The sequence below is a fragment of the Methylobacterium sp. Leaf113 genome, from assembly GCF_001423325.1.
Taxonomy (GTDB): domain Bacteria; phylum Pseudomonadota; class Alphaproteobacteria; order Rhizobiales; family Beijerinckiaceae; genus Methylobacterium.
Map to the genome: position 1 here is coordinate 12,344 of NZ_LMNJ01000016.1, position 26,770 is coordinate 39,113.

25 protein-coding genes are annotated in these 26,770 nt (G+C 68.1%); 7 read left to right on the plus strand and 18 right to left on the minus strand.

Annotated features, from left to right (window positions below; translation table 11 throughout):
• Window positions 1-85 precede the first annotated feature (85 nt).
• A complete protein-coding gene (locus tag ASF60_RS12220; RefSeq protein ID WP_056184836.1) occupies window positions 86-1,555 on the minus strand; it encodes a PAS domain S-box protein in 1,470 nt (489 codons plus the stop codon).
• Window positions 1,556-1,938: 383 nt separating this feature from the next.
• Here ASF60_RS12220 and ASF60_RS12225 point away from each other — a divergent pair, with 383 nt between their 5' ends.
• Window positions 1,939-4,371: a PAS domain S-box protein gene (locus ASF60_RS12225; RefSeq protein ID WP_056184838.1), complete on the plus strand. Its 2,433-nt coding sequence runs from the start codon at window positions 1,939-1,941 to the stop codon at window positions 4,369-4,371.
• A 20-nt stretch (window positions 4,372-4,391) separates the two neighbouring features.
• Here ASF60_RS12225 and ASF60_RS12230 read toward each other — a convergent pair whose 3' ends face one another.
• A complete protein-coding gene (locus tag ASF60_RS12230; protein WP_156634061.1) occupies window positions 4,392-4,619 on the minus strand; it encodes a hypothetical protein in 228 nt (75 codons plus the stop codon).
• 246 nt (window positions 4,620-4,865) lie between these two features.
• Between ASF60_RS12230 and ASF60_RS12235 the strand changes: the two genes are divergently transcribed.
• The 3 genes from ASF60_RS12235 (at window position 4,866) to ASF60_RS12245 (ending at window position 8,279) form a co-directional block, all read left to right on the plus strand.
• Window positions 4,866-7,409: an HWE histidine kinase domain-containing protein gene (locus ASF60_RS12235; RefSeq protein WP_056184842.1), complete on the plus strand. Its 2,544-nt coding sequence runs from the start codon at window positions 4,866-4,868 to the stop codon at window positions 7,407-7,409.
• 192 nt (window positions 7,410-7,601) lie between these two features.
• Window positions 7,602-7,955 carry a hypothetical protein gene (locus tag ASF60_RS12240; RefSeq protein ID WP_056184844.1) on the plus strand — a complete coding sequence of 118 codons (354 nt, stop codon included), beginning with the start codon at window positions 7,602-7,604 and terminating at the stop codon, window positions 7,953-7,955.
• Window positions 7,956-7,985: 30 nt separating this feature from the next.
• Entirely contained in the window at window positions 7,986-8,279 is a 294-nt protein-coding gene (locus tag ASF60_RS12245; RefSeq protein WP_056184846.1) for a hypothetical protein, read from the plus strand.
• 521 nt (window positions 8,280-8,800) lie between these two features.
• On the opposite strand, the gene ASF60_RS25160 is transcribed toward ASF60_RS12245, so the two are convergent.
• From ASF60_RS25160 to ASF60_RS12275, 5 genes are all read right to left on the minus strand, one after another.
• The gene (locus ASF60_RS25160; RefSeq protein ID WP_200940958.1) at window positions 8,801-9,610 is read right to left on the minus strand and encodes a regulatory protein GemA; all 810 of its coding nucleotides are present in this window, start codon (window positions 9,608-9,610) and stop codon (window positions 8,801-8,803) included.
• Between the two features lie 44 nt (window positions 9,611-9,654).
• Entirely contained in the window at window positions 9,655-10,083 is a 429-nt protein-coding gene (locus ASF60_RS12260; protein ID WP_056184857.1) for a hypothetical protein, read from the minus strand.
• A gap of 76 nt (window positions 10,084-10,159) precedes the next feature.
• Window positions 10,160-11,173 (minus strand): AAA family ATPase, encoded by a 1,014-nt coding sequence (locus ASF60_RS12265; RefSeq protein WP_056184860.1) that lies wholly within the window; start codon window positions 11,171-11,173, stop codon window positions 10,160-10,162.
• Complete coding sequence (locus tag ASF60_RS12270; protein WP_056184863.1) at window positions 11,173-12,825, minus strand: Mu transposase C-terminal domain-containing protein; 1,653 nt, start codon at window positions 12,823-12,825, stop codon at window positions 11,173-11,175. Before ASF60_RS12270 ends, ASF60_RS12265 begins: the two co-directional genes overlap by 1 nt.
• Before the next feature lie 349 nt (window positions 12,826-13,174).
• Complete coding sequence (locus ASF60_RS12275; protein WP_056184866.1) at window positions 13,175-13,396, minus strand: hypothetical protein; 222 nt, start codon at window positions 13,394-13,396, stop codon at window positions 13,175-13,177.
• 48 nt (window positions 13,397-13,444) lie between these two features.
• Between ASF60_RS12275 and ASF60_RS23690 the strand changes: the two genes are divergently transcribed.
• Both ASF60_RS23690 and ASF60_RS12280 read left to right on the plus strand, forming a co-directional pair.
• Complete coding sequence (locus tag ASF60_RS23690) at window positions 13,445-14,014, plus strand: helix-turn-helix domain-containing protein (RefSeq protein WP_082507922.1); 570 nt, start codon at window positions 13,445-13,447, stop codon at window positions 14,012-14,014.
• 528 nt (window positions 14,015-14,542) lie between these two features.
• The gene (locus ASF60_RS12280) at window positions 14,543-15,421 is read left to right on the plus strand and encodes an SGNH/GDSL hydrolase family protein (protein WP_244478404.1); all 879 of its coding nucleotides are present in this window, start codon (window positions 14,543-14,545) and stop codon (window positions 15,419-15,421) included.
• Window positions 15,422-15,520: 99 nt separating this feature from the next.
• Here the strand turns inward: ASF60_RS12280 and ASF60_RS12285 are convergent, their stop codons facing one another.
• The 11 genes from ASF60_RS12285 to ASF60_RS12330 all read right to left on the minus strand — a co-directional run bounded on the left by ASF60_RS12285 (window position 15,521) and on the right by ASF60_RS12330 (window position 25,744).
• Entirely contained in the window at window positions 15,521-16,345 is an 825-nt protein-coding gene (locus tag ASF60_RS12285; RefSeq protein ID WP_056184870.1) for an MBL fold metallo-hydrolase, read from the minus strand.
• 73 nt (window positions 16,346-16,418) lie between these two features.
• Window positions 16,419-17,198, minus strand: a complete 780-nt coding sequence (locus ASF60_RS12290; protein WP_056184873.1) for a TatD family hydrolase — start codon at window positions 17,196-17,198, stop codon at window positions 16,419-16,421.
• A gap of 70 nt (window positions 17,199-17,268) precedes the next feature.
• The gene (locus ASF60_RS12295; RefSeq protein ID WP_244478405.1) at window positions 17,269-17,598 is read right to left on the minus strand and encodes a BrnA antitoxin family protein; all 330 of its coding nucleotides are present in this window, start codon (window positions 17,596-17,598) and stop codon (window positions 17,269-17,271) included.
• On the minus strand, window positions 17,552-17,836 hold the full coding sequence (locus tag ASF60_RS23695) for a BrnT family toxin (protein ID WP_082507923.1): 285 nt from the start codon (window positions 17,834-17,836) through the stop codon (window positions 17,552-17,554). The genes ASF60_RS12295 and ASF60_RS23695 overlap by 47 nt, the downstream gene beginning before the upstream one ends.
• Before the next feature lie 74 nt (window positions 17,837-17,910).
• Window positions 17,911-19,485, minus strand: a complete 1,575-nt coding sequence (metG, locus tag ASF60_RS12300) for a methionine--tRNA ligase (RefSeq protein WP_156634062.1) — start codon at window positions 19,483-19,485, stop codon at window positions 17,911-17,913.
• An 80-nt stretch (window positions 19,486-19,565) separates the two neighbouring features.
• The gene (locus ASF60_RS12305) at window positions 19,566-20,630 is read right to left on the minus strand and encodes a DNA polymerase III subunit delta' (protein WP_056184879.1); all 1,065 of its coding nucleotides are present in this window, start codon (window positions 20,628-20,630) and stop codon (window positions 19,566-19,568) included.
• Window positions 20,620-21,369 carry a dTMP kinase gene (tmk, locus tag ASF60_RS12310; RefSeq protein WP_056184883.1) on the minus strand — a complete coding sequence of 250 codons (750 nt, stop codon included), beginning with the start codon at window positions 21,367-21,369 and terminating at the stop codon, window positions 20,620-20,622. Before tmk ends, ASF60_RS12305 begins: the two co-directional genes overlap by 11 nt.
• Complete coding sequence (locus ASF60_RS25665; RefSeq protein ID WP_082504261.1) at window positions 21,366-22,625, minus strand: D-alanyl-D-alanine carboxypeptidase family protein; 1,260 nt, start codon at window positions 22,623-22,625, stop codon at window positions 21,366-21,368. Before ASF60_RS25665 ends, tmk begins: the two co-directional genes overlap by 4 nt.
• A gap of 146 nt (window positions 22,626-22,771) precedes the next feature.
• Window positions 22,772-24,352, minus strand: coding sequence for a septal ring lytic transglycosylase RlpA family protein (locus ASF60_RS23700; RefSeq protein WP_082507925.1), 1,581 nt, complete (start codon window positions 24,350-24,352; stop codon window positions 22,772-22,774).
• Between the two features lie 404 nt (window positions 24,353-24,756).
• Window positions 24,757-25,086 (minus strand): ribbon-helix-helix domain-containing protein, encoded by a 330-nt coding sequence (locus tag ASF60_RS12325; RefSeq protein WP_056184886.1) that lies wholly within the window; start codon window positions 25,084-25,086, stop codon window positions 24,757-24,759.
• Entirely contained in the window at window positions 25,070-25,744 is a 675-nt protein-coding gene (locus ASF60_RS12330) for a ParA family protein (protein ID WP_056184890.1), read from the minus strand. The genes ASF60_RS12325 and ASF60_RS12330 overlap by 17 nt, the downstream gene beginning before the upstream one ends.
• A 406-nt stretch (window positions 25,745-26,150) precedes the next feature.
• Here ASF60_RS12330 and ASF60_RS12335 point away from each other — a divergent pair, with 406 nt between their 5' ends.
• A complete protein-coding gene (locus ASF60_RS12335) occupies window positions 26,151-26,729 on the plus strand; it encodes a PAS domain-containing protein (RefSeq protein WP_056184893.1) in 579 nt (192 codons plus the stop codon).
• The last annotated feature ends 41 nt before the right edge of the window (window positions 26,730-26,770 follow it).

A 26,770-nucleotide genomic window follows, 5' to 3' on the forward strand; every position in this document is an offset into this window, starting at 1 on the left:
CCAGGGGGGCGAACGGAGGCGGGGACGGACCGGGAGTTCCGTGGCGAACGTTACGCCCGAGCTCGGAAAAGGCTCCCGCGGCCGCTCAGTCGCGCATGATCTCGGGAAGCGGTGCCTCGGCCGTGAAGACGACGCCGCGCGGCCGGTAGTCGATCTCCGCCTTCCCGCCGATCTCCTGGGCCAGAGCGCGTTCGATCATCCGCGAGCCGAAGCCGGTTCGCGTCGGCCGCGGGACCGGGGGGCCGCCGACCTCCTGCCACTGGAACCAGAGCCTGTCGGGTCTGGACCCGGCCACGACGTCCCAGCTCACGATCACCCGCCCGTCGTCCGACGAGAGGGACCCGTATTTGACGGAGTTCGTCGCGAGTTCGTGGATCGCGAGGCTGAAGGCCAGCGCTACCCGCGGCGCGAGGCGCACGATCGGGCCGCCGACCTTGAAGCGGTGCTCCTGCTCGACGCCGAACGGGTGCAGGGCCGCGATGACGACCTCGGTTAGGGTCGCCCAGTCGCCGCTGCCACGAGCCAGAATCTCCGTCGCGGCTGACAACGAACGCAGCCGGGCGTCCATCGCCACCTCCGCCTCGCCCAGCGAGGCGGCGCTCCGCAAGGTCTGGCGCGCGATGGACTGCACGGTCGCAAGGGTGTTTTGGATCCGGTGGCTAAGTTCGCCCGCCAGGAGGGCGCGGTGCTCCTCCGCGCGTTTGCGGTCGGTGATGTCCAGACTGATGCCGGAGATGCTCAGCGGGGTACCGTCCGCACGGTAGGAGGCCCGCCCGCGGAACTGCAGCCAGCGGATCTCGCCAGGAGCCATGATGACCCGGACCTCGATATCGTAGTCGGAATGCCCGGCGATGGCTGCGTCCCGCGCCGCGATCTTCCGGGCGAGGTCGTCCGGGTGGATGGACGCGAGCATCTCCTCGTAGGTCAATGCGTCGTTCGGCGAGCGACCGAGGTTCTCCTTAAGACCCTCTGAAGAGACCAGTCGCATGACGTCGAGATCCAACGTCCAGGCTCCGAGGCGACCGGCCTTCAGGGTGAAGCGCAGGCGTTCCTCGCTCTGGACGAGTTCGAGGGACCGGCGTGCGGACTCGGCTTCGAGGGCGTCCCGGTCCCTTTGCAGGAGAAGGACCCGTTCCTTTTCGAGGGTGACGTCGTATTGCGAGGCGAAAAAGTAGGTGAGTTCGCCGTCGGACGCGAACACAGGCGAGACGAGCAAGCGGTTCGAGAACGCGGTGCCGTCCTTGCGGCGGTTCGTCAGGTCAACCTCGATGGCCACACGCCGCTCGATGGCATCCCGGACCCGCGCAACGTCCTCCGGCCTCGTCTCGGGACCCTGGAGGAAGCGGCAGTTGCGACCGATAATCTCCTCCCGTGCGTAGCCCGTCAGCCTGACGAACGCGTCGTTGGCGTACACGATGGGATTGTCCGGTAACCTAGGGTCGGTGATCACCATTGGCGTGCGCGTCGCCCGCATCGCGGCGGCGAAGGGGTCTGAACCGGCGACCGCGCTGGCGATCTCGGCGGCGATGCGGGCGCCGTCTGCGTAGTCGTTCAAGCTTCGGCAACCCCAGCGATCAGAGTCGTTCTAATGAACAATCCTGATCAGGTCAGGGGTGCAATGGTCACACTTCCGTCAAATGGGCCTCAAGGCACGAATGGTGTTCTACCCAACACTATCGGTACCCGCCGCCGGGCATCGTGGGCATCAACGCTGACGCAGTTGGGAAGCGGCCGGCAAAGAACCTGCCCGGACTACTAACGGCCTCGGCAAACTGCCATGGGACGCCCGAGCCTTCCCCGAACGTGCCTGTCCCTGTTGCGAAATCCTCTCGCCGCGCCCCGACCCGTGGGCCAGCTTGTCGCTGGTGCGTCGGGCCGATGGGCGGTATGGATCGGCGAAGGAGCTCCCCACATCGCAGGACCGCATTCGGGAACGGCATGGACGGCGAGAACGCGCGATTACGGAGCGAGAACCGCGAGCTCCAGGCCGAGGTCGCGCGACTGCGCGAGCGGAACGCGTCGCACGTGCGTCGGCCAGAGGGCGTCCAGCGAACCTCGGCGGCGGATGCGGACCTTCTGTTCACGGCGGCGGAGAAGACCCGCATGCCCCAGATCGTCACCGACCCTAACCTGCCCGACAATCCCATCGTCTTCGCCAACCGGGCGTTCCAGGACCTGTGCGGCTACTCAGCAGAGGAACTGATCGGGCGCAACTGCCGCTTCCTGCAGGGCCCGGACACCGACCCAGCCGACGTCGCCAAGGTGCGCGATGCCATCGCCGGCCGGCGTGACGTCGTCGTCGAGATCCTGAACTATCGCCGCGATGGGACCACCTTCCGCAACGAACTCTACGTCAGCCCGGTGTTCACCCCCGAGGGGCACCTGCGGTACTTTTTCGCCAGCCAGCTCGACGTGACCCGGTTCCGGACCGAGGAGGGCATGCTCGCCGAGAGCGAGGCGCGTTATCGGACCCTGTTCAACGCCCTGGACGCCGGCTTCTGCGTCATCGAACTGCGCTTCGACGCCAAGGGGCGGCCCATCGACTACCGTTTCGTCGAGGCCAATCCCGCCTTCGCTCGGCATACCGGGCTAGACGACGTGGTCGGCAAGTGGGTGAGCGAGGTCCTGCCCGACCTCGAACGAAGCTGGCTCGACACCTACGGTGCCGTAGCCCTCTCCGGCCAGTCCGTCCGCTTCGAGAGCGGTGTGGTGGCACTGGGCCGCTGGTTCGAGGTACAGGCCCTGCGCATCGGCGAGCCGGTCCAGCATCGGGTCGCGCTGCTGTTCAACGACGTCACCGAACGCCGTATGGCCGAGAGCGCGCTGCGCGACGCCGCCCGGGAGCGGACTACGGAGCGTGACCTGGTCTGGCGGGCCAGCCGCGACCTGCTCGTCGTCTGCGGCTTCGACGGGATCTACCGTGCGGTCAACCCGGCCTGGAAGGAGATGCTCGGCTGGTCCGAGTTCGACCTGGTGCGAACCTCCTTCGATTCCTACGTCCATCCGGAGGAACGGGACGCAGCGACGACCGCCTTCGAGCGTCTGCGCTCGGGGGAGGTGCTCGAAGGTCTCGACGTCCGCATCCTCTCGGCCGACGGCGGCTATCGCTGGATCTCCTGGAACGCGATCCCGCAGGACGACCATTTCTACGCGGCCGGCCGCGACGTCACCGAGCGCCGGACCCTGGAGGAGCAACTGCGGCAGTCCCAGAAGCTGGAGGCTGTCGGCCAGCTCACCGGAGGCGTTGCGCATGACTTTAACAACTTGCTGACGGTGATCCGCTCCTCGACCGACCTGCTGAAGCGCCCGGACCTACCGGAGGAGCGCCGGCAGCGCTACATCGGCGCCATCTCGGACACGGTCACCCGCGCCGCCAAGCTCACGGGACAGCTCCTGGCCTTTGCCCGGCGTCAGGCCCTGACGCCCGAGGTGTTCGACGTCGGTCGCAGCGTCGCCTCGGTCGCCGATATGGTCGGTACGCTGACCGGCGCCCGCATCCAGGTCGTCACCGACGTGTCCCCGTATAAGGACAGCGGGGGCCGCGAGATCCCCTTCTTGGTCAACGCAGACCCCAGTCAGTTCGACACCGCGCTCGTCAACATGGCCATCAACGCGCGGGACGCGATGGGCGGCGAGGGCCGCCTCGACATACGTGTGCGCCGAACCGCCGCCATTCCGGCGGTCCGAGCCCATCCCCGCATTCCCGGCGACTTCATCGCCGTCTCGGTCCGCGACACCGGCACGGGCATCGCCGAGGCGGACCTCGACCGCATCTTCGAACCGTTCTTCACGACCAAGGGCGTGGGCCAAGGCACGGGCCTCGGGCTCTCCCAGGTCTTCGGCTTTGCCAAGCAATCGGGTGGAGAGGTGCTGGTCGAGAGCACACCGGGAACGGGCACCACCTTCACGCTCTACCTGCCCCGCGAACTTGGCAAATGCCTGGAGGATGAGGTCGACGACGAGCCAGAGCCCCTTGCGGACGGCCACGGCACACGGGTCCTCGTGGTCGAGGACAACGAGGAGGTCGGCGCCTTCGCCACCCAGGCGTTGACCGAGCTCGGCTTTGAGACGGTCAGGGCGGTGAATGCCGAGGAAGCCTTGGACATCCTACGGACGCCGCGGGACTTCGACGTGGTGTTCTCGGACGTGGTGATGCCGGGCATGAACGGCATCGACATGGCCCGAGAGATCCGTCACAGGCATCCCAGCATTCCGGTGGTTTTGGCCTCTGGTTACAGCCACGTGCTGGCCGAAGAGGGCACCCACGGATTCCCGTTCCTGCGGAAACCCTACTCGGTGGAGGATCTCTCGCGCATCCTTCAGCGAGCCGTGAGCCGTGCCGTGGCGGTAGGGTATCGGACACGGCGCTGAGGCGTCCGGCAGGACGGTCATCAGCGCATAGCGAGGAAGCTCCGGACCTCACGCAAGGCTACTAGGGCGTCCAGCTCGCCCCAGAGCGACTGCATGGCCTCGGACGCATCGTACCCCGTCCGGGCCAGGATGCGGACCGTAGCGGCCTGGGCGGACGAAGACACCTCGGCCTCGGCAATGCAGGCGCTCAACTCCGTCAGGCAAGCGGCTCGGTCGACCCGCCGTCCGGTGGGAATTCTCATAGGCATGTTCGCCTCCCGGCACGCAATGTGGTCGACCTCTACGGAGCCGACCCGGGAATAACGTATGAAACTATACAATGCTCCGTTTTGTCTTGATTAAGCCACGTCCTCAGTCCGAATCGACCGCGTTTCGATGGAACGGGCGTCTCCGTACTTTCTCTGCATTGACCGCCACGGCTTTGCCGTGAATGCCACTCAAGAAGATGCATGGCGGGCCGAGCGGCGGTTCGTGTGCCCCAAGCTTCCCGAGACATGATCCAGTCGATTGACGGCCAGCCCCCTGCATCCGTCGACCTGAGCTCGTGCGACCGCGAGCCGATCCACATCCTTGGGGCCGTGCAAGGATTCGGCTTCCTGCTGGCCGTGTCTCCGGACTGGATCGTGGCACGGGCCAGCGCGAATGCATCAGAGTGGCTTGGGCGGCCCGTCGATGCGATGCTCGGCCTGCCGCTGGACGAGCTCATCGACGGTGAGGCCATCCACATTCTGCGGGGCCACCTTCAGACCCTTCGCGGCCCCGATGCCGTTGACCGGGTGTTCGGGGTTCGGTTGCTGCCGGACCAGCCCCTGTTCGACGTCGCCCTGCACCTCTCGGGCGGTTCGATCGTCATCGAGGCCGAACCTAGCGCGCCAGAGCACCTCAGTGCCGGCAATCTCGTACGCAGCATGGTCACCCGCCTCCAGCAGACCACGGGCTTCGAACCGCTCTGCCGCGAGGCCGCCCGGCAAATGCGGGCGCTGACCGGCTTCGATCGGGTCATGGTCTACCGCTTTGCGCCGGACGGCTCAGGCGAGGTCGTCGCCGAGGCCGTCCGCTCTGGCCTCGACCGCTATCTTGGCCTGCACTACCCGGCCTCCGACATCCCGAAGCAGGCCAGGGCCCTGTACGAGCGCAATTGGCTGCGCATCATCGCCGACGTCGATGCACCGGGTGCCGCGGTGGTGCCCGCACGCGACCCCGACGGCGAACCGCTCGACCTCTCGCTTTCGACCCTGCGCACGGTCTCGCCGATCCATCTCGAATACCTGCGCAACATGGGCGTGGCCGCCTCGCTATCGGTCTCCATCCTGCGCAACGGACGTCTCTGGGGCCTATTCGCCTGCCACCACATGGAGCCGCGCCACATCTCGCTCGAACGTAGGACCGGCGCGGAGCTGTTCGGGCAGATGTTCTCCTGGATCCTGGAGAGCCGCGAACGCGAGGTCGAGGCTGCCCAGGAGGGCCGCTCCCGCGAGATCCACACGCGCCTGATGAGCGCGCTTGCCTCGGGCGGGACGAGCCTGGAGGAGCTCTCCGGCTTCCTCGACGAACTCTCCGGCATCGTGCCCTGCGACGGCATCGGGCTCTGGGTCAACGGCGAGGTCACGCTTCAGGGCGCGACGCCGACGGCGGAGGAGTTCGCGGGCCTCGTGCGCTTCCTCAATCGAACCGCCGCGAGCCGGCCCTACGCCATCGACGAGATCGGGCGCGTGCACGAGCCCGGACGCGACTTCACCGAACGCGCGGCGGGCATGCTTGCCATCCCGGTCTCGCGCACTCCGCGCGACTTCCTCGTGTTCTTTCGCTCCGAGGTCTCGCGCACGGTGACCTGGGCGGGCAATCCCGAGAAGCCGGCCATCCCGGGACCAAACGGCGTTCGCCTGACCCCGCGCAAGAGCTTCGAGGCCTGGCGCGAGGTCGTGCACGGACGGTCGCTTCCCTGGGCCGAGGTCGAGTTGCGTGCAGCGGAGGCGCTGCGCGTCACGCTGCTTGAGGTGATCCTGCGGCTCACAGATTCGGCTGAGAAGGAGCGGAAGGGCGCTCAGGAGCGGCAGGAGCTCCTCATCGCCGAGCTCAACCACCGGGTCCGCAACATCCTCAACCTGATCCGAGGCGTGGTCACGCAGAGCCGTTCCAGCGAGCTCAGCGGCGAGGAGTTCGCCGCCCTGGTCGGCAGCCGCATCCAGGCTCTTGCCCGGGCGCACGACCAGATCACTACCTCAAACTGGGGCCCCGGCTCCCTGCGCAACCTCATCCTGCTGGAGGCCGGCGCCTACCTCGGCGAGAAGGCTGACCGGCTGGTGTTGGAGGGGGCGGACGTCCTCCTGGAGCCGCAAGCGTTCTCGACGATGGCGCTCGTCGTGCACGAGATGATGACGAACTCGGCCAAGTACGGCGCTCTCTGCGACCGGCACGGCCGGGTCGACATCCGCTGGGAGCGCGACGCGCTCGACTACCTCGTCCTGCACTGGCGCGAGAGCGGCGGCCCGACGGTGCGGGCCCCGAAGCGGCGCGGCTTCGGCACCACCATCATCGAACGGTCGATCCCGTACGAACTTCAGGGTACGGCCGAAATCCGCTACGAGCTCACCGGCGTCGAGGCCCGGTTCTCCCTGCCACCGGTGTACCTACAAGCCGCACCGCCGGCGTCCGCGTCCCCCGTCAGGCGCGTGGAGCCGGTCGTCCCTCTCCAGCTGACCGGCACGGTCCTGGTGGTCGAGGACAACATGATCATCGCCCTGGAGGCTGAGGAAGTGCTCCTCTCACTCGGTGTCGACATGGTCGACATGGCAGCGTCGACCCGGGACGCTTTGCGCCTGATCGAGGCGTCGCCGCCGGACCGGGCCCTCCTCGACGTCAATCTCGGTTCCGAGACCAGCATCCCCGTGGCGAGGCGCTTGGTCGAGCTCGGCATCCCCTACGCCTTCGCGACGGGCTACGGCGAAAGTTTCCGTATCCCGGCCGACCTTGGGACCGTGCCGGTGGTCAAGAAGCCCTACGATGCCGATGCCCTGCGGCGGGCTTTCGCCGTCTGAAGGCACTTGAGTCTGGCGGTTCGGCGCGTCGCCCAGTGCAGGGCAGCCCCGCGCCTCATGTTGCAATGCAACACAAAGCGCTGGCGAGCCGTTGATCGTACGCTACCCTCGCATTGCCGCGTGAGGGACGGCATCCGGTCACCCGTTGGTGGAAGGAGACTGGGATGCTGCCACCTCCCGGGAAGTCTCAAGATGCACACAGCCCACATCCTCACGACTCTTGCCATCATCGTCCTGCCGCTTCCGGCGCTCGCTTCTTCCTGCGCCGAGCAGATAGGCACCATCGAACGGCGCCTCGACAGCGCCGGTGCCGTCCAGGTCACCGGGCTGCAGGAAGGGCACGCGCTCCGCACCGGGTCGCCTCGTGGCATCAAGGCGGCCCGTCTCGACGAGCCGAGCGACCCCGGGATGGTCTCGACGGCCGCTCACGTGGCCGAGGCCAGAACCCTCATCCTTCGTGCGGGTGACGAAGACCAGCGTGGTGATCAGCGCGCCTGCGAGAACACCATGAGCGAGGCCAAGGGCATGATCGGTGCATTGCCGTAGTCCGCACCAAAGCGGGAAGAGGCGCTCAAGATGATCGGTCCTGCCGAGATCGAGGACATGCGACTGGACCTCGTCGCCTTCCAGGAGCAGGCTATGCTCTACGACGTCGCGCTCGCGCCCCTGCATCGCCACTGGGCCCGGCGAGGCGGTCCGTCCGTGGGTGCGGTCAAGCGGATTTGCGACCTCGTCTTCGCCAAGGCAGCCGACCGCTCGGTCTCGGACTGGAAGGCCGTCGCCTCGGAAGCCGTCGAGGAAGCCGGGTACAGCGTTCTTTGGGACGGAGACGAAGTCGCCCTGTTGAAGGCTCGCCTGCGTCTCTCCTGAGTTCGGCTCCTCCCATGATTTTTAACCGGCGGACGAGGGCCGTTCGGAGCATGGGGGATACGCCACGCGGCACGGATCTCGTCCGTCCTGTGTCGTGATCTCGCCTGCCGGAAGGAGGTGGATGTGTCTCACCACTGTCTCGTGCTCAGCTGCCGGCAGGGGCAGGGGGCTACCCCGGGCAGTGAGAATGCTCGGCGAGGTCATGAGCCCGCCTGCTCCTTTGGGACCGCAAGGTAGCTGCGCACGCTTTCACGAGTAACGTAAAGCTGCTTCGCGATCTCCGGCCGGGGCACTCCAGCTGCCTTAAGCCGGCGAGCAAGCCACGGCTTCGCAAGCGGTACCTTCAGCTGACCCTGACCGAAAACGCGCCGCATGGCGTGTGTCAGCTCCAGGCCAATCTCTTTGACCAGGGGCGAAGCCGGGTTCAGCTTCGAGGGAATGTAGATCTGGCACCTGCCGAAGCCCATCAAGAAGGTTTCAGCCCCCTCCTGCGTTTGCGCGCCACCTGGATCAGCCGGACCTTAGCCGGCGTGATGGTGCGGCGTGCGGCGACGAAAGCCGCCACGTCGAGGCCGCGCTGCTCCCACTCTGTCCTTCATAGCCTTCAGCGCAGTGATGACCTTTCCGGCTCCGGCCGCTGTTAGGAACCGCAGCGTCGACGCGCGGTGATAGCGCTCCAGCCATGCGTTCAACTCGGCTTCAGCTTCGGAGCCGGACCATTCACGCCAGAGGGCGCGGATCAGTTCGACCTGTTCGGGCGAGGCGAAGCCAGGCCGGCGACCGAAGCCGGGCTTGGCCACGGCCAACGGCTCGCGTTCGAACCCTTCGGCTTCGAGGAAGGCCATGCATAGGTCGAAGCCGCGTCCATCCAGGTCATTGGCTGAGACGACGCCACCGTAGCCCTGGAGCATGCTGTAGTAGCGCCTGTCCTCCATCGCGTTGCGCTTGCGCGCGACCTGGATCAAACGGACCTTGCCCGGCGTGATCGTGCGGCGAGCCGAGACGAAGGCTGCCATGTCGAGGCCGCGTTGTTCCCAGCGCGACAGGAGGTCGATCAGGCCCCGGCCGCCGAGGTCACGAAGATCAGCGACACCGCCGTATCCGCGCAGATCGGCCGAGTAGACGTGCGGCGAGAGGCCGAGCTGCTGCGCAGACGTCTCGATCAGCTTGCGGGTGGAGGCCGAGAGGATCGGCCGCTGCCGGCACTGAAACCGGATGACAGTGAAGTGATCCATCAGCCTCGCAAAGCCCTGCGCAGTCAGGGCTTCGACGGTATCTACGCCGCCGCAACGGCGCAGGATCTCCGCGAACTCGGCGGGATCGGAGGCCACGGCTTCTCGGGCGCGCTCGATGAGCTTAAGCTGCGACGGCCGGATCACAGGCGTGCCTCCTCAATGGCAAGGCCAGCGCGATCATCCAGCGCCCCCAGCCGGGCAGCGATGGTCTTCATCACATCGACAACAAGGTGCGACGCCTTCAGTAGGTCGCTGTCTGCATCGGCATCTTCGATCAGCGCCTTGTCGAACAAGTAAGCGAGCGCGATGAGATCGCGGCTCATCATGGAAGCATCCATGACGATCCCGCGCAGTCGAAGGGCGTGCTTCTGCGACGTAGCGAGTTCAGCTTCGTATTGGCGCTGCTGCGCGAGGCGCGTCGTTTCAGCTTCGCCGAGCATCCTGTGCCAGTTGTCGAGGATTGATTGTGGCACGTCGTCCGGTACCAGGTGCCGGGCGGGATCGACACGCATGCTGCGCGGGACGCGCGGCATGGTGTCTGTGGCGATGGGGGATGCCTGTGCTGCCATGGTGCTGTGCCTCATCTCCTGAAAGGTCTGCCAGGTCGGACTTGGCCTAAGGTACGCAACGAAGGGGGGAGGGGGATCAGCGCCGCTTCGGCAGGCGCTTGAAGCTGCTTTGGCGCTCCACCTGCGGAGCCGCCTTCGCCCTCGCTAGGTCACGCAAGAAGTGCGGGAAGAACGACAACGCTTCGCGCAAATGATCGAGGTTGACCGTCCGGCTGCCCGCCGCCTCGGCGACGGCACGGGCGATCGGCAGCACCTTGCCGATGCCGTCCGCGTGATGGGTCTCTGCAAGGTTACGGCACAGCCGGAGCGCTTCCGGGTCCTCAACGGTATACTGGCCGGCGAGTAGGTCCGCGTCCGCGTCGAGGATGCAGTCGATCTCTTCGCGGATTGGCAAGCGCCGGGCGATCTGCCGGATGGCGGCCTTCTGCGAGTTGACGAACTTCAGCGCCTCGTCGTTGCCGAGGAACAGCATCTGGACGCGGGCCTGCTCGCTGATCGCCAACAGGTCGCGCGCCACCCGGTCGGCAAGGTTCTGCGCCTCATCGAACAGCAGGACGGGAAATTCGCTGGCTCGGCTGCACAGGAGCTTCAGCGTCGCAGTGACGCTATAGACGGTGCGTACACCTACGTGAGGAGCGACCTCCTCCAGCACCGCCATAGTCGAGTTACCCATCACGCCAGTGACGGTCACGAGGCCAACGGGCGGCCCTTCCATCGTGCCCGAGCGGCGTACCGCCTCCTGTAGCGCACGCGTCTTTCCGACGCCGGGCGCACCGGTGACGAGCCCGTTGTGTCCGAACCGTACGCAGCGGTCGATCGTGTCGAGCACGACACTGGCCGCCGAGGTCATGACGAACGGAGTATCCCGGCTGAGCTGCGCCTGACGGCGGGCCTCAAACGCTTCTTCCTGGGCGGCCTTGGCGGCACGCTTTGCTTCGATCTCCGCACGCCTTTGTGCAATGCCCTCCTGACACCTGCGCTCTTCGCGTTCCTCCTCCTCGCGCTCCAATTTGCGCTGAAGGATACCGCGCTGGAGGCGAAGGGGGAGGTGGGCGTACTTGGGGTCGAGCGTGGGGGTGAGGTCGTTCATCACAAGCCTCTGAAGCGTTCGACGCGTTCCAAGGTGGCCCTGAGCTTGGCCTGCTTCTCCTCGCGGTCTCGGTCGCGCCGCTCGGTCGGGCTCTCCATGATGCGCCGGCCGATTTCGGCGCGGTCCCTGCCCAGCTCGATCGTGCCCTTGCTCGCCGGCACTGGCGGCGCGGACTGACGGCGACCGGAGGCGATCATCTCCGCTTTCACGTCGATCCGATTGACGTCGGCCGCTTCGGACCGGATCGCATCGCGGGCCACGCCCTTGCGGCGGGCGGCCTCCACGGCCCCGGCCGGATCGAGGCGGGAATAAACTTGGTCGGGGAGGGCGATGCCGATGAGGTCGCCCTTCGTCGTGAACACCGGCACGGCCGGCCAGCACAGGTACTTCGGCAGGCGGACGCTGACCCTATCGCCGGTGTGGCGAGCCAACTCGTCGCAGTAGAACCATTCCCCGCCGACGCTGATCTTGCCGTCCTGGATCGTGCGGGTGGCCTCCATCGAGAAGGCCGTCATCAGCGCCAGTTCATCCACGTCGGTGCGCTGCCAGCCGGCGGTGACCGCCTGCGCGTAGGCTTGCTCGGGCGAGCGCCCGCCGAGGTCGCCGGTCTGCCGCTTCGTGTTGTAGAAGGCCAGCAGCCCGACGAAGTCGTGGGCGAAGTCGTCGAAGGTGCCGTCGAACGGGGAGGGCGCCTTGCCGAGGTTCGCCCGCCGAGAGTTCATGCGGTCGCCGCCGATGTAGCCGGGCACCGCCCCTAGGATCGTCTGCTCAATGACGCGAAACGAGCCTTCGAGGATGCCCTTGGCTGCCGCGTTGTAGGCGGTCGCCCGGATCAGCGCCCTGCCCCGGCCGAAGTCCTCGCAGTCCAGGCCGGCGAGCTTCAGGGCATCCGGCAGGAACTCGGCAAAGCCGTACTCGGAGCCGTTGTCGAGATAGAGCTTTGCTGGCATGCCCCAGCACGGGTCCTGCGTCATGTGAATGAAGCTGTCGATCACGTCGCTGTTGCGGATCGCCGTGCCGGGCTCGCAGAGCACGAGATCGATGCGCACGCGTCGGGTGCCGGCATCGAGCCAGGCGATGCCCTTGGGCGTCGCCAGCGTGCCATCCGGGCGGGCGACATACACATCAAAATGGTGGACATCGCCAAAAACGAGTTCCATCGGTGCGAGCCCGGCGGAGGTGAGGCGGACGCGCGGGCGCTGATCGTCCCACGCCTTGATGTCCGTGCGGTGCTGATGGACGCGCCGGGCGCTGCGGCCGGCCTCGACGACGCCCTTGGGCAGTTCGCACGCCGGCATGATCTCGGCGAAGGTGCCGCCAACCCCGGCCTTCAGGGTGAGGTCGGCAAGGTACTCGCCAGCAAGGCGCTGGACGACGCTGTAGGCCGCGCCACCGCCCCATAGGTCGCGGATGCGCTGGCGGACCTTGCGAGCGATCTCGGCGCGCAGGGTATCATCGAGTTCGGCCGTGGCAGCGTCCCACCGCTTCGTGAGGACCAGCTGGCTCTCCGGCTTTGTCTCGCGGCGCTTGCGCATCAGCGCCTTTAGGCCGCCAGCCGTCGCCTTGCTGACCTTCCGCTCGATGTCGCGTAGGCTCGGCGTGAACCACTCGCCGTGTGGGCCGCAAACCTCAACTCCCGCTAGCGCCTCCATCGCGGAGCGTCGCTCACGTGAGCCCTTCGGGTGCGTCAGAGCGGGCCGGAGGAAATGGGACCACCACTCGGCCGCTTGAACGGCTTTCGCCGAGGGGTTCAACTGGCCTTCAACAGGCGTTTGCGCGGTCTGAATGCGGAGCTGAAGTGCTGGGGGGAGGGTGGTCGCGAGGACCCTCCACGAAGCCCCGGCCCTCCCTCCCCGTCCGTGGCAGACGCGAACCGTCAGACAAGAGCTACGCCACGACTGAGCTTTTCCTGAGCCGATCAGAGCGAAGGCGTGCCGAACCTTGCGCTCAGAAATTCCAGCGGCCTGAGCTACTTCGGAGGCGCTGACCCAGACATCCATCTCAGGCTGCCGTATCCAGAACGTCTCGAATAATTTGCGCCCTGAGAGCTACGGCTTTGCGGCCGAGAGACCGGCCTTTGAGGGCTTTGTAGGCAAGCTGGCGACAGATGCCGCGACTCTTAAGGTACGTGTTGAGTGAGCTGCCCCGCGAGATGAGGACCGAACGCACCTGGGCATACTCGGCCTCGTAGGCTTGCGCGGTATCGTGCAACACGATGTCCATGATAGGCTCCGACGATGTAGCCGAAATGGAAACACGTCTGTAGCCAATATGTCAACACCGTTTGATCGAGACCCGCCGGTGTCGCCTAGCACGCGAGCGCAGCATCTCAGCGCGTCTGCTGTCCTTGATAGGATGAAAGAGGTCTATGAAGTTGATTCAGACACTGCGCTAGCAGATGCATTGCATACCACCAGACAAAACATATCGAAGTGGAGATCTCGAAATTCTATTCCATATACTGAGGCAGTAGCTGCATCTTATATGCGCAATGTTTCAATAGACTATATTCTGACAGGCCGTGGCGCTAGAGATCAAAAACAGGGAACAGCTCAAGAGCTTGATGTTCAACTCCTGCGGGCGATACTGCTTAGTCTTTTGGCTTTTGATCGTATTAAGATCATAGGCGGGGATACCATTGCAGAACTAAATGAAATGGCCAAAGCCATAGCGTTCCAGTACAAGCGGGCAGCTGAGGCGGCGCAACATTTACAGCAGACAGACGGCCTCAATGCTGAAGCTGCTCGCGCCGTAGCCGTCGCGGCGACAGAACTTATTTCCTCCGACGGAACTTTGTTTGGACCACGCCTCGACCCCGTCGATCGAAGCGCCGGTGATTGAGCCACCTGGCAGTGGCTCGGGTCCGCAATAGGGTCCGCAATCCCGCCCGCTTGAAGGGACGGTCCGCAAAAATTCCATACGCCTCAGGAGGTTACGTGTAACTGGCGACGGGGCGTAGAACGGGGAGGGGTGCTCAATCGGCGTCCCGTAACGCGTTGTTTTTAAATGAGCTTCTCAATCCGCCGCCAATTAGCGGCGACAAGATGGCCGCCAATTTCGCTCGCCCGCCCCACCAGAGCCTCGTTCCCGGCCCCATGAACGCCGTTCGCATAAGATATATTATGGAACCTGCCCAGCGAGAATTAGGGCAGGGGGCTCGTGCTGACGAAAGGTTCACCGCTTTCCGACACCCGGTCTTCACGCAATCTCGACACCGGCGATTCACGTCATCTGCAGATCACAGTCCGGCCGGCAGGATCTCGGGACTAAATCGCTGGCGGATGTCACAATTCCCCCTCATAATACATGATACCGGACGCTATCCCGGCGGGTGCCCGTCCGAATCCATTCTCTTCCGAAGCGAACGCGATGCCGATTCCCGCACGCCCCTCCGCAGCCCTGACCCTGGCCCTGATGGCCCTCGGGTCCGTTGCGGTCGCCCTCGGACATCCGGCCCGGGCCGAGCCGGCTCCCGTCCCGAACGAACAGACCGATCCCGAGCGGTTGGCCCTGGTCCAGACGCCTGCAGCCGTCGCGCCGCCCATGACCGTGACGCGCGCGGCGATCCCGCGCCGGACCCTGGCCCGCCTCCCCCGTCTCGCCAGCCTCATCGCCCAGGGCCAGCCCATCCGGATCGTGGCCTTCGGCTCCTCCTCGACCGAGGGGTCCGGCGCCTCCTCGCCGAGCACCACCTACCCGGCGCAGCTCCAGCGCGATCTCGAGGCCCGGCTGAGCGGGATGGGAGCCGCCCATTCCGCCGTCACGGTGCTCAACCGGGGCGTGGGCGGCGACGATTCGGAGGCCATGGCGCGCCGCCTGGAGCGCGACGTGCTCGCCGACAAGCCGGACCTCGTGATCTGGCAGACCGGCAGCAACGACCCGATGAGCGGCGTCAGTGTCGCGCGCTTCTCCGAACTGACCCGCGCCGGCATCCTGGCCATGCGCGCCACCGGCGCCGACGTGGTGCTGATGGACCAGCAATGGTGCAAGAAGCTCTCGACCACCGACGGGGCCGAGGCCTACGGCGTCGCCCTCCACGCCATCGCCACCGAGCTCAACGTGCCGGTGATCCGCCGCAATGCCCTGATGCGCGCCTGGGCCGCCCAGGGCCTGCTGACGCCGACTCAGATGATCGGCCCCGATGGTCTGCACATGACCGATGCGGGCTACGATCGCCTGGCCCAGGCCGCCACCGCGCAGATCCTCGTCAATGCGGGCCTGCCGCAGGACGCGAGCACCCGGAACTGAGGGCGAGACCCCACCGCTACGGCCGAAGAGGCTTCGACAGGAAGTCAGGGCCGTCGTTGGGGGCAGGGAGGTGGGGCGTTCCCCCCTCCTCCCGGGCTCTCACAGGTCCAGCGTGACGCTCAACCCGTCATAGGCCGGCACCACGTCCGGCGGCAGCCTGGCGCTCAGCGTGGCGTAGTCGAGATCGGTGTGCAGGTTGGTCAGGATGGCGCGGCGCGGACGCACCCGCGCGATCAGCGCCAGGGCGTCCGAGACCGAGTAATGCGTCGGATGCGGGGTCTCCCGCAGGGCGTCGATGATCAGCAGGTCGAGGCCGTGCAGCCGATCCTGCGCCGCCTCCGGCATCAGGCTGACATCGGGGGCGTAGGCCACCGGGCCGAAGCGAAATCCGAGCGCCGCCTCGTTGCCGTGCTCCAGGCCGAAGGGCAGGGCCGTCACCGCTCCGCCGGGGCCGTCCACCTGCATCGCCTCCCCGTCCGCCAGGTCGTTTATGTCGAGGATCGGCGGGTACTCGCTGCCGGGCGGGGTCTCGAAGCAATAGCCGAAGCGCGCCTCCAGCAGGCTCCGGGTCCGGGCATCGGCGAAGACCGGAATGCGCCGGCGCATATGGATCACGAGGGCGCGCACGTCGTCGATGCCGTGGGTGTGGTCGGCATGCGCATGGGTGAAGAGGATCGCGTCGAGGCGCTGGACCGCCCGCCCCAGCAGCTGCTCGCGCAGGTCGGGGGAGGTGTCGACCAGGAGGGTGGTGGCCGCGTCGCTCCTGGTCGCATCGCGTCCGTCTCTATGCCGCTCGACCAGGATCGAGCAGCGACGGCGCCGGTTCCTCGGCTCGCCCGGATCGCAGGCCCCCCAGCCGTAGCCGACGCGAGGCACGCCGCCCGACGAACCGCAGCCGAGGATCGTCACCGTCAATGAACCCATCCGCCCCTCCGTGCCCGTTGGTATCGGAGGCGGGCAGGGCCTGTCACGCCCCGATCCGAGCCCCCTGCCCGGCTCAGGCCGCGGCCTTGTGGAACAGCCGATGGAAATTGGCCGTGGTCAGGGCGGCGAAGTCCGGGAGTTCCATGGCGAGGGTCTGGGCCAGGGAGCGGGCAGTGTCCGCCGTGTAGGCCGGCTCGTTGGTGCGGCCGCGATGCGGCTCGGGCGCCAGGAACGGGGCATCGGTCTCCACAAGGATGCGGTCGCGCGGCACCGTGAGGGCGATCGCCCGCAGGTCGTGCGAGCGCCGGAAGGTGACGATGCCGGAGAACGACACGAACAGGCCGAGCTCGACTCCCACCGCGGCGAGGCGCGCGCCGGACGAGAAGCAGTGCAGGACGGCCGTGAAGGCGCCGCGCCCCATCTCGTCGACGAGGATCGCCTCCATCTCGGCATCGGCATCGCGGGAATGGATGACGAGCGGCAGCCCGGTCTCGCGTGCGGCGGCGATGTGGCGCCGGAAAACCCGCTCCTGCACCGCCTCCGGAGCCGCATTGTCGTAGTGGAAGTCGAGCCCCGCCTCGCCGATGCCGATGCAGCGGGGATGGTGCGTGTGGGCCACGATGGCCTCGGTCGGCACGTCCGGTTCGTCGCCGGCCCCGTCCGGATGGGTGCCGATGGTGTGCCAGATCTCCGGATGCGCCTCGGACAGGGCCTCGTAGGTCCGCGCCCTGGCGACCCGCGTCGAAATCGTGACCATCCGGGTCACGCCGGCGGACCGGGCACGGGCGATGACGCCCGGCAGATCCTCCGAAAAGTTCGAAAAATCGAGATGGCAGTGGCTGTCGACCAGCATGGGGGGCTCGGGATTCCTTGAACCATCTGAAGCAGGCCGGCAGGAACGCTGGCAGCGGGAGGCTAAAGCCTCAGCCCGCGCCGCCCTTCGCCCTGATGTAGCTCCTCAACACCGCGTTGATCCGAGACTGATAGCCTTTGCCGAGGCTTCGAAAGTGGCGCAGCACTTCCGGATCGAGGCGCAGCGTGATTTGCTCCTTTGCTTCCGGCTTGGCAACGGGCAGCCGATCCCAGAAGCCGTCCGGCACCGTGCCTGCATCCGGATCCTGCAGGGCACGATGAGCCACGTCCTCATCGCTGAGGGCCTTGAAGGCCGGGCTCAACGGCTCGGCGGGCGGCATCGCATCGAGGCTGTCAAACCGCACCGTCGTCCCGGGCTCGGAGATACGCTTCCCGGTCATGTCGTCCCGCCTTCCATGCTGAGATAATCCGGATGTCGTCGCCGCGCGGTGTGTGAACCACGCAGAGCACCGTTCCCTCATACGTGCCCAGGGTTATGAACCGCGGCTCGCCGTAGGCACCTCGGGTATCCTCACGCGTGAGTCGAAATCCGCGGAAGACCTCAGCGGCTTGCCGGAAGCCGACAAGGTGCTTGGATTGGTTTGCCGCGTCCTTCTGCGGGTCCCATTGAAAACCCATCAGGCCCTGTCGTTACAGAATGTAATGCGAGACGATCGAGCCTTCCAGTCCTCTTCCTCAACCCGACCTCCGCCTCAGGCGGACGGCGCCTCCGGCTCGACGAAGCGCGGGAACAGGCCCGCGGGGGCGGGGAGTGCCGTTCCGGGAACGAGGCGGCCGCCCTCCCCCACGTCGACGAGCTGCCGCCGGTCCGTCGGCACGGCCAGGAGATCGAGGAGCCGGGCACCGGAACCCGGCATGAAGGGCTGAACCAGGATGCCGATGGCCCGCAGGGTCTCGGCCACCACGTAGAGCGAGGCCGCCATCCGGGCCGGATCGGATTTGCGCAGCACCCAGGGCTTCTGGGCGTCGAAGTAGCGGTCGGCGGCGGTGATCACGGACCAGATCTCGGCGAGCGCGGTGTGGAGGGCGAGCTTGTCCATCGCCGTCCGCACGGTGGCGGGCAAGGCGTCGGCCAGCGCCAGCAGGGCGCGGTCGTCCTCGGTGAGATCGCCATGTTCGGGAACCGCGCCGGAACAGTTCTTGGCGATCATCGAGAGCGAGCGCTGGGCGAGGTTGCCGAGGCCGTTCGAGAGGTCCGCCGTGTAGCGGGTGATGATCGCCTCGTGGCTGTAATTGCCGTCGCCGCCGAAGGGCACCTCGCGCAGCACGAAGTGGCGCACCGCGTCGACGCCGTAGGTCGCGATCAGGTCCATCGGGTCGACGACGTTGCCCAGCGACTTCGACATCTTCTCGCCCTTGGAGAGCAGGAAGCCGTGGCCGAAGACGCGCTTGGGCAGGGCCAGGCCGGCCGACATCAGGAAGGCCGGCCAGTAGACCGCGTGGAAGCGCACGATGTCCTTGCCGATGACGTGCAGGTCCATCGGCCAGAATTTCGCCCGCGCGTCGGCCTCGTCGGGAAAACCCGTGACGGTGAGATAGTTGGTCAGGGCATCGACCCAGACGTACATGACGTGGTCCGGGTGGCCCGGCACCGGCACGCCCCAGTCGAAATTGGTGCGGCTGACGGAGAAGTCCTTCAGGCCCGAGCGCACGAAGCTCGCCACCTCGTTGCGCCGGGTCTCCGGTCCGATGAAGTCGGGCTCGGCCTCGTACAGGGCGAGCAGCCGGTCCTGATAGGCGGACAGACGGAATAGGAAATTCTCCTCCTCCATCCAGGTCAGGGGCGTGCCAGTCTCGCGCGAGCGCCGCTCGCCGTCGGGACCGATCTCGGTCTCGTCCTCGGCGTAGTAGGCCTCGTCGCGCACCGAGTACCAGCCGGCATATTTCGACAGGTAGAGGTCGCCGTTGGCCTCCATCCGGCGCCACAGTTCCTGGGCGGCGGCGTAATGATCGGGCTCGGTGGTGCGGATGAAGCGGTCGTGGCTGCATCCGAGCGCCTCGGCCATGGCGCGGAAGCGCGCGGACATGTCGTCGACGAGGTCGCGCGGCGTGATCCCGGCCTTGGCGGCGGTCTGCTGGATCTTGATGCCGTGCTCGTCGGTGCCGGTGGAGAACAGCACGTCGTAGCCGTCGAGGCGCTTGAAGCGCGCGATCGCGTCCGTGGCGATCACCTCGTAGGCGTGGCCGATATGCGGCGCGCCGTTCGGATAGGAGATCGCGGTGGAGAGGCTGAAGGTCTTGGCGGCGGCCGGGTCGGTGGCGGTCACGTCGAAAGGTTCCCCGGATACAGGGTTCATGGGATCACGGGCCGGCGCGACGGTATCGGATCCCAGGATACCAGCCCGCGTCAGACGGCGCGGAGCGCACCGGCCAGGTCTCCGAACAGGGACAGGACCAGGGGCCGGCGGTCGAGATTGTAGGTTGCGGCCTCCCGCGCGGCGCGGGCGATCTTGTCACACACCTCGACCAGGGCCGCAAGGCGGGCGGGCGGCTCGTGCCGGCGCCGGTCGAGTTCGGCCGAGACGAAGCGGAACACCGTGTCGAGGCTGTCGGCGAACAGATCGTCGGATTCGCGCCCGCTGAGCTTCTCGGCCAGGGCCAGGATGCGGCGCCAGTCCGGGTGGTCCAGGCGGGCGAGCAGGGTCTCGACCTCCGCGACGAGGTTGGCGCGGGCGGGATCGAGCATCGCCACCGCCTGCGCCACCGACCCCTCCGCGAGCTGCGCCGCCCGGGCGAGCACCTGCGGATCGGGCTGCCCGAAGGGCGGGGCGAAGCGGGTGATCACCCGCGCCACGTCCGCCTCGGCCAGGGGGCGCAGGGTGAGGGCGCGGCAGCGCGAGCGGATGGTCGGCAGCAGCCGTCCCGGCGCGTGGCTGACGATGAGGAACAGGCAGCGCGGCGGGGGCTCCTCCACCATCTTGAGCAGCGCATTGGCGCTGTTGGCGTTCAGGTCCTCGGCGCTGTCGACGATGCAGATGCGGTAGCCGCCCGCGCTGCCCGCCGTGGAGCCGAAGAGTGCGAGGGCGCCCCGGGCCGCGTCGACCGAGATCTTGGTCGCCAACGTCTTGGCATTGGCCGCGCGGGTCCGGCGCAGGGCCACGAGGTTCGGATGCGACAGGGCCGCCACCTGCCGGGCCGCCGGATGGGACGGATCGACCGCGAGGGTGTCGGGCACGTCCCGCGCCGTCGGATGGGCGATGAGCCAGCGGGCGACCCGGTAGGCCAGCGTCGCCTTGCCGATGCCGCGCGGGCCGCCGATGAGCCAGGCATGGTGCAGGCGCCCGGAGCCGATCGCCTCGACGAAGGCGGCCTCCGCCTCCGCGTGGCCGACGAGGTCGGCCTGCTCGCGCGGGCGCGGGACCTCGGGGAGGTCGCCCGGCTCGACATCCTCGGGGGCGCGCTCAGGCCGCATCGTCATGCTTCGGACCGTCATGCTTCGGACCGTCCTGCCCCGGGCCGTCTTGCTCGGGCCCGGCCGAGCCGCGCAGGAGGCGGGGCAGGCGCTCGGCGACGACGGCGCGGATCGCCGCCTCCACCGCATCGGCCGGCAGGGCGGCGTTGACGACGGCGCAGCGCTTCGGCTCCTCCGCCGCGATGGCCAGGAAGGCCGAGCGCAGACGGGCATGGAAGGCGAGGGCCTCCGCCTCGAAACGGTCGACCGCCCCGTCGGAACCGGCCTCGCGGCGCGCCCGCGCCCGCGCGAGGCCAAGCTCCGGGTCGCAATCGAGGATCAGGGTCAGGTCGGGCCGGGTCGGGCCGACGACGACGCGCTCGAGGGCGCCGAGGACGGCCGGGTCGAGGCCGCCGGCCGCGCCCTGATAGGCCCGGGTCGAGTCGGCGAAGCGATCGCAGAGCACGATCTCGCCCCGGGCCAAGGCGGGACGGATCCGGGTGTCGAGATGGTCGATCCGGGCGGCGGAGAACAGCAGCGCCTCGGCGAAGGGACCGTGGGGCTTGGCCAGCCCCGACAGCAGCGCCTCGCGGATGCGCTCGGCCTTGACCGAGCCGCCGGGCTCCCGCGTCGTCAGCACGGGGCGGCCGGATTCCGTGCGCAGATGCGCGGCGAGGCGGCGGATCTGGGTGGACTTGCCGGCCCCCTCCCCGCCCTCGAAGGTGATGAAGGTCCCTCCCCCCGATCCGGCCGCCGTCACGATTTCGCGCCGGCCTTCTCGAAGGCTTTGCGGAACAGGCCGGTGCCGACCTCCCAGGTCGCGTCGAGCGCCCGCTGCGGGATGGTGCCCGCCTCCACGGTGTCGCCCGCATAGAGCGGCTGGTCGAGGGCCTGGGTGTCGCCGCGGGTGATGCGCAGGCGGCCGATCTCGCGGCCCTGTTCGACGGGGGCGACCAGGGGTCCCTGGTAGACCACCTTGGCGGTGATCCGGTCGCCGGAGCCCCGCGGCAGCAGCACCCGCACGGCCTTCTTGGCGACGAGCGGCACGCTGCCGGCCGCGCCGCCGTAGACGGAGGCCTCCGCCACGGTCTCGCCGCTGGTGAAGATCTGGCGCGGCTCGAAGGCGCGGAAGCCCCATTCCATCAGCTTGCGCGATTCCGCGGCCCGGTCGCGGGCGGTCTTCAGCCCGCTCACCACCATGATCAGACGCTGACCGTTCTGCACAGCCGAGCCGGTGAGGCCGTAGCCCGATTCCTCCAGGTAGCCGGTCTTGAGCCCGTCGGCGCCGATGTCGAGGGTGAGCAGCGGGTTGCGGTTCTGCTGCTTGATCTTGTTCCAGGTGAACTCGCGCTCGGCGAAGATCTTGTACAGGTCCGGGTAGGTCTCGATCAGGTGCAGGGCGAGCTTGGCGAGGTCGCGGGCGGTCACCTTCTGGTCGGGCGCCGAGTAGCCGGTGGCGTTGCGGAAGGTCGAGCGCGTCAGGCCGATCTCCTTCGCCCGCGCCGTCATCATCCGCCCGAAATTCTCCTCCGTGCCGGCGATGCCCTCGGCGATGGCGATGGCGGCATCGTTGCCCGACTGCACGATGAGGCCGCGCAGGAGATCGGACAGCTTGATGCGGCTGTTGAGCTGGGCGAACATCGAGGAGCCGCCGCCGCCCGCCCCGCCCCGGCGCCAGGCGTCCTCGGTGATCTGGAACTCCGAATCCATGGTGAGCCGGCCCCGCCGGATCTCGTTGAACACGATCTCGGTGGTCATCAGCTTGGCCATGCTGGCCGGCGAGAAGGGCTCGTCGGCCCCCTTCTCGAACAGCACCGAGCCGGAATCGGCATCGACCAGGATGGCGTGCGGCGCCGCTGTCTGAAAGCTCTGGGCCCGGGCGCCGCCCGTCTCGAAGAGGCTCAGCGCCGCCAGCACCGACGCCACGATCAAGCCCGGCACGACTGCGCGGCCCGATCTGCTGCGCCCTGCGAGGCCGGATCCGGTACGCTCCGCAAGGACCAATCTCAAACCCATTCCCCGCCTCACGCCGACCCGTCCATCGCCCCCACGATCAAGCGTGACGTTACAGGCATTCGCCGCCGAGATCGAACCCCAATCGCACCCGATTGTCGATGACGCGACGATGCGTCCGGAACACCACGGACAGGCCGAGGCGACGCTCAGCGCGCCTCGGCGAAGCGGGCGCGGGCCGACGCCTTGGCGACGAGCGCGGGCTTGCCGACCGAAACAGCCTTGGTCCCCGAGACAACCTTGCCCCCGGAGACAACCTTGGCCCCCGAAGCCAGCTTCGGTCCAGAAGCCACCTTCGTCCCGGACGCGTTCGGGCCGGACGCCAGCGCCTTGCCCCCCCCGGGGGCGCTCCGCGCCGCCTCGGCCGAGACCTTGGCCGAGACCTGGGCCGAGACCTGGGCCGAGACCTTGGCGACAACGATCGCCTTCGGTGTCGGCCCGGATCGATGGCCGGCGTCGGATTGAGCGCCGAGACCCGGCCTCGATGAAGACCCCGCCTTCAGGCTCGCCACCTGAACGGCAGGGGCCCGGGAGCCGCCCGCTTTCGGTGCGAGGCCCGCCATACCCTGCCCGGCCAGCCGGGCCGGGGCGACCGCGTGGCCGGCCGGGCTTGACCCGGCGGCGGCCATCCGGGCGGTCGCCGCGACCCGGCCGGACTGAACCGTCGCGACGCGGCTCCCGCCGGCCGTCCCGGAGCGGACCGGCTCCGGCCGGGCACCGGCGAGCCGCAGGGGCGGCGGCGTGAGGCTGAGGGGGCTCGGGCGGGAGGCGGCCTGCGTCATGCCCGCCTGCGGCTCGGGCAGGTTGTGCCGGACCGGCCGGAAGGCCTCGGCCCGCGCCGCCGTGGGCTGCAGGGCGGCCGGCACCGCCACGGTGGCGGCGCTCGCCATCAGCACCGGTGCGGACCGGACCGGGCGCGGGGCCGGCACGGCCTCCTCGGAAGCTTCCGGTGCCGCATCGCGGTCGCTGTCCGCCTTGAAGGCCAAAGCCGGCTGGGACGCACGGGCGAGGCGCTCGGAAGGCACCTGCGGCGCGTCGGGGCCGAGATCGGCCATCATGACCGGCCCCTGGCCGTGAACCCTTGCGGGCTGGCCGTCGGTGCGCAGGGTGGCGAGAAGCTTGCGGTCGTCGCTGCCGGCGGTCGAGGCTTTGCCGGCATACTCGACGCGGACCCGCGCGGTGCCGCTGCGGCGGAATTCCAAGGCCTCGGCCACCTCCTCGGAGACGTCCATCAGGCGGTTGGCATGATAGGGGCCGCGATCGTTGACCCGCACGATCATCGAGTGGCCGTTGGCGAGGTTGGTCACGCGGGCATAGCTCGGCAGCGGCAGGGTGGGGTGCGCGGCCGCGATCGAATGGCGGTCGAAGACCTCGCCGTTGGCGGTCATGCGGCCGTGGAAGGCCGAGCCGTACCAGGAGGCCAGTCCCTCGCGGACATACCCCTTGGCGTCGTCGCGGGGCACGTAGGTGCGCCCGGCCACCACGTAGGGCTTGCCGGAGAAGCGGCGTCCGCCGCCCTTCGGGATCACGTCGCCCTCGTTATAGAGGCGCGGGCTGGCCTTGACGCCGTATTTCGGGTCGAGCGCGGAGCCGCTTCCCGAGGCTCCGGCGAGCTTCTGCGGGTTCTGGGCACAATTGGCGGTGGCGAGCGCCACGGCCGAGACGGCCAGCAGCCGCCAGAGCGGCAGCGGCGCCGGATCCTGGTGTTCCGGCTTCGTCCTACGCGCCATCGCGATGATCCGCCTCAAGCCCTCGCCCCGATACGCACAACACGCTGGATCGGCCCGCCGGCGGGCAAGAGCAGGACCGGCCGGACCCTCGACGGACGCACGCTGTGCCTCCCGTTCGATGGGCCAAGATTGTCCGGACGGCGTAAAGGAAGGCTGAACGGAACCGCGAAGCGGGTGTCCGACAGCATCGCCGGGCTCCGCCGAACCCCGCGGAAGCGTCGCCTCCGGAACCGGCGGCAAACCCCTGTCCCCACTGGCGAAGACGCCTCGGCCGTCCGGTTCGTCGAAGACTGCGGTGCGGCGGCGGGATCGGATACCGCCCCCTCGCCCGTTCCATGAGAAAACCCTGGCAACCTCTTGCCAGGGCTTCGTCATCGTCTCGCATCGGGGGCTCGGATACGGCCTCAGCGGCCGCCCGGATCGTTGAGCTGATCGATCGACCGGGCGCCGCGCTGCTTGAACAGCAGGTCGAGGGCCTCCAGCATCAGGCCGTGCATCTTGGCGCGCTCCGCATGGGCGATGTCGCGGAGCTGATCGTAGACCGGCGGCTCCAGATAGACCGACATCTGTCGGGCGCGCTGCTTCAGGGTGGCGTTGGGGCGTCGGCCGGGTGGGGCGCCGGTGTCGAGCTGGACGATCTCGGCGGTCTGGTGGGAAGGGTGGTGGGATGACCTGGGCGGGGAACTCGAGGCGGCGACGATGGAGGCGAGACTCAGCTTAGGCGGCTTTGGCATTCTTGATCACCTGCTTGATCCCCGGCTTACTCTCCGATCTGCTCACCTGCATGCGCTTCTCGATCCAGCCCCAGAGCTTGCGCACTTCCAGCGCGGCCTGCCCCTTCGGGTTGAACTCGGTGACGCCCTGACCGACGCCGATGGCGTCCTGGTGGTCGGTGCGGGCGACGATGTTGACGTCGGGCAGGATGCCCAGCACGGCGAGGCCGTCGGCGGCATCGCGGATGCGATAGGAGCGCGGCGGCGTCTGGTTCAGCACGAAGGCGAACTTCTTCTCCAGCCGGTAGATCGCCGCGAGCGTCGGCTTGAAGGCGCGCAGATCCGCGGGCGTCGGGCGGCACGGGATGATGCAGAGGTCGGCCGCACGGATCGCCGAGAGGGTGCCGGCGGAATCGACGCCCGGGGTATCGATGAAGACGTAGTCGTAGGCGGAATCGCGCAGCTGGTTCATCACGCCCTCGATCTGGGTCGCGTCGATCTGCGCGACCTCCGGACCCTCGGCGGTGCGATAATCGAGCCAGTCGCTGATCGTGGCCTGGCGATCCATCTCGAGGATGCAGACGGAGAGCCCGCGTTCCTGGGCGGCGACGGCCAGCGAGATGCAGAGCGTGCTCTTGCCGCTGCCCCCCTTCTGGGTGACGAACGTGATGGCTTTCATCCTGGCATCCCTTCGCGAGCGTCGATCAATTCGGGTGGCGTGGAATTCCGGTGGCGCGGAATCCCGGTGGCATGTGCGGCGGACGCATCCCGCAATCTGGATCGCCGGCGATGGGCGGGGCGGTGGCCCCTGTCCCGTGCCCCTCGTCCTGTGACCCAAGGATGCTGCGATCCCGGTGTCGCGCATCATGGTTAACCAACGGTTAAGCCGTCGGCGCCGCCGAAGCCCACATCGGCAATCTCAGGTTGCTTAAATTGGCGTCGAATGTTGCACGCGCCCTTTGCGTCAGAGGGTTTCCCCTCTAGGTTGTTCGCGTACCGGCGGGATGCGCGAGACCCCGATGCCAACCTCAGGTCGTCCTGACGTTTCCCGCCATGACCTTTCGAGCGCCCCGTCCAGGAGGCTCATGACGCGATCCCCCCTGCCGGATTCGGATGCGGATCTCCCCGGCGGCCTGCAGGCGGCGCTGTCCGCTTCGGGCGTCGTCGGCGTCTGGCTGCACGACATCTGGGCGGACCGCCTCGTGGTGTCGGACGCCGTGGCCGTGGCCCTCGGCGTGCCGCCGGAAGCGGGCCTGCGGGGCATTCCCCTGGCCACCCTCCTGGCGCGGACCCACGAGGACGACCGGGCGCGGGTCGACAATGCACTCCACGCCGCCATCGCGCGAGGCGGTGCCTTCGCGATCGCCTTCCGCACCGCCCACGCCCCGCGGCGGCTGGACCTGCGCGGGCGCATCGAGGCGGACGCCGCCGGACGGCCGGCACGGGCGCGCGGCATCGTCCTCGACCTGACCGAGGAGCCGGCCGACGACCCCCGGGACCAGCATGCGGTGAACCGGATGGCCGAGCACGCCATCGCCCTGCGCGGCCTGGCCGACGCTCTCGCGCGGCCGGGCCTGTCCCGGCTCCTCGACCACCTGATGATCGAGATCGGCCACGAACTCGCCCGGCACCTCCGGGACGCGCCGGACGGACAGCGGCACTGACCGATTCCCGCAGGCGAGGGCGCCTGACGGAGTGGCGCAGG

Coding starts and splice junctions, on each gene's coding strand:
- ASF60_RS12265 (WP_056184860.1), bottom strand. CDS start 11,173: ATGAACGACCTCACCCCCACGCTCGACCCCAAGTACGCCCACCTCCCC.
- ASF60_RS12325 (WP_056184886.1), bottom strand. CDS start 25,086: ATGCCAAAGCCGCCTAAGCTGAGTCTCGCCTCCATCGTCGCCGCCTCG.
- ASF60_RS12245 (WP_056184846.1), top strand. CDS start 7,986: ATGATCGGTCCTGCCGAGATCGAGGACATGCGACTGGACCTCGTCGCC.
- ASF60_RS25665 (WP_082504261.1), bottom strand. CDS start 22,625: ATGGGTTTGAGATTGGTCCTTGCGGAGCGTACCGGATCCGGCCTCGCA.
- ASF60_RS12305 (WP_056184879.1), bottom strand. CDS start 20,630: ATGCGGCCTGAGCGCGCCCCCGAGGATGTCGAGCCGGGCGACCTCCCC.
- ASF60_RS12225 (WP_056184838.1), top strand. CDS start 1,939: ATGGACGGCGAGAACGCGCGATTACGGAGCGAGAACCGCGAGCTCCAG.
- ASF60_RS12275 (WP_056184866.1), bottom strand. CDS start 13,396: ATGGACATCGTGTTGCACGATACCGCGCAAGCCTACGAGGCCGAGTAT.
- ASF60_RS12285 (WP_056184870.1), bottom strand. CDS start 16,345: ATGGGTTCATTGACGGTGACGATCCTCGGCTGCGGTTCGTCGGGCGGC.
- ASF60_RS12235 (WP_056184842.1), top strand. CDS start 4,866: ATGATCCAGTCGATTGACGGCCAGCCCCCTGCATCCGTCGACCTGAGC.
- ASF60_RS12260 (WP_056184857.1), bottom strand. CDS start 10,083: ATGGCAGCACAGGCATCCCCCATCGCCACAGACACCATGCCGCGCGTC.
- ASF60_RS12240 (WP_056184844.1), top strand. CDS start 7,602: ATGCACACAGCCCACATCCTCACGACTCTTGCCATCATCGTCCTGCCG.
- ASF60_RS23700 (WP_082507925.1), bottom strand. CDS start 24,352: ATGGCGCGTAGGACGAAGCCGGAACACCAGGATCCGGCGCCGCTGCCG.
- ASF60_RS12230 (WP_156634061.1), bottom strand. CDS start 4,619: ATGCCTATGAGAATTCCCACCGGACGGCGGGTCGACCGAGCCGCTTGC.
- ASF60_RS23695 (WP_082507923.1), bottom strand. CDS start 17,836: ATGGGTTTTCAATGGGACCCGCAGAAGGACGCGGCAAACCAATCCAAG.
- ASF60_RS12295 (WP_244478405.1), bottom strand. CDS start 17,598: ATGACCGGGAAGCGTATCTCCGAGCCCGGGACGACGGTGCGGTTTGAC.
- ASF60_RS23690 (WP_082507922.1), top strand. CDS start 13,445: ATGTCAACACCGTTTGATCGAGACCCGCCGGTGTCGCCTAGCACGCGA.
- ASF60_RS12330 (WP_056184890.1), bottom strand. CDS start 25,744: ATGAAAGCCATCACGTTCGTCACCCAGAAGGGGGGCAGCGGCAAGAGC.
- ASF60_RS12270 (WP_056184863.1), bottom strand. CDS start 12,825: ATGGAGGCGCTAGCGGGAGTTGAGGTTTGCGGCCCACACGGCGAGTGG.
- ASF60_RS12335 (WP_056184893.1), top strand. CDS start 26,151: ATGACGCGATCCCCCCTGCCGGATTCGGATGCGGATCTCCCCGGCGGC.
- ASF60_RS12280 (WP_244478404.1), top strand. CDS start 14,543: ATGCCGATTCCCGCACGCCCCTCCGCAGCCCTGACCCTGGCCCTGATG.
- ASF60_RS12290 (WP_056184873.1), bottom strand. CDS start 17,198: ATGCTGGTCGACAGCCACTGCCATCTCGATTTTTCGAACTTTTCGGAG.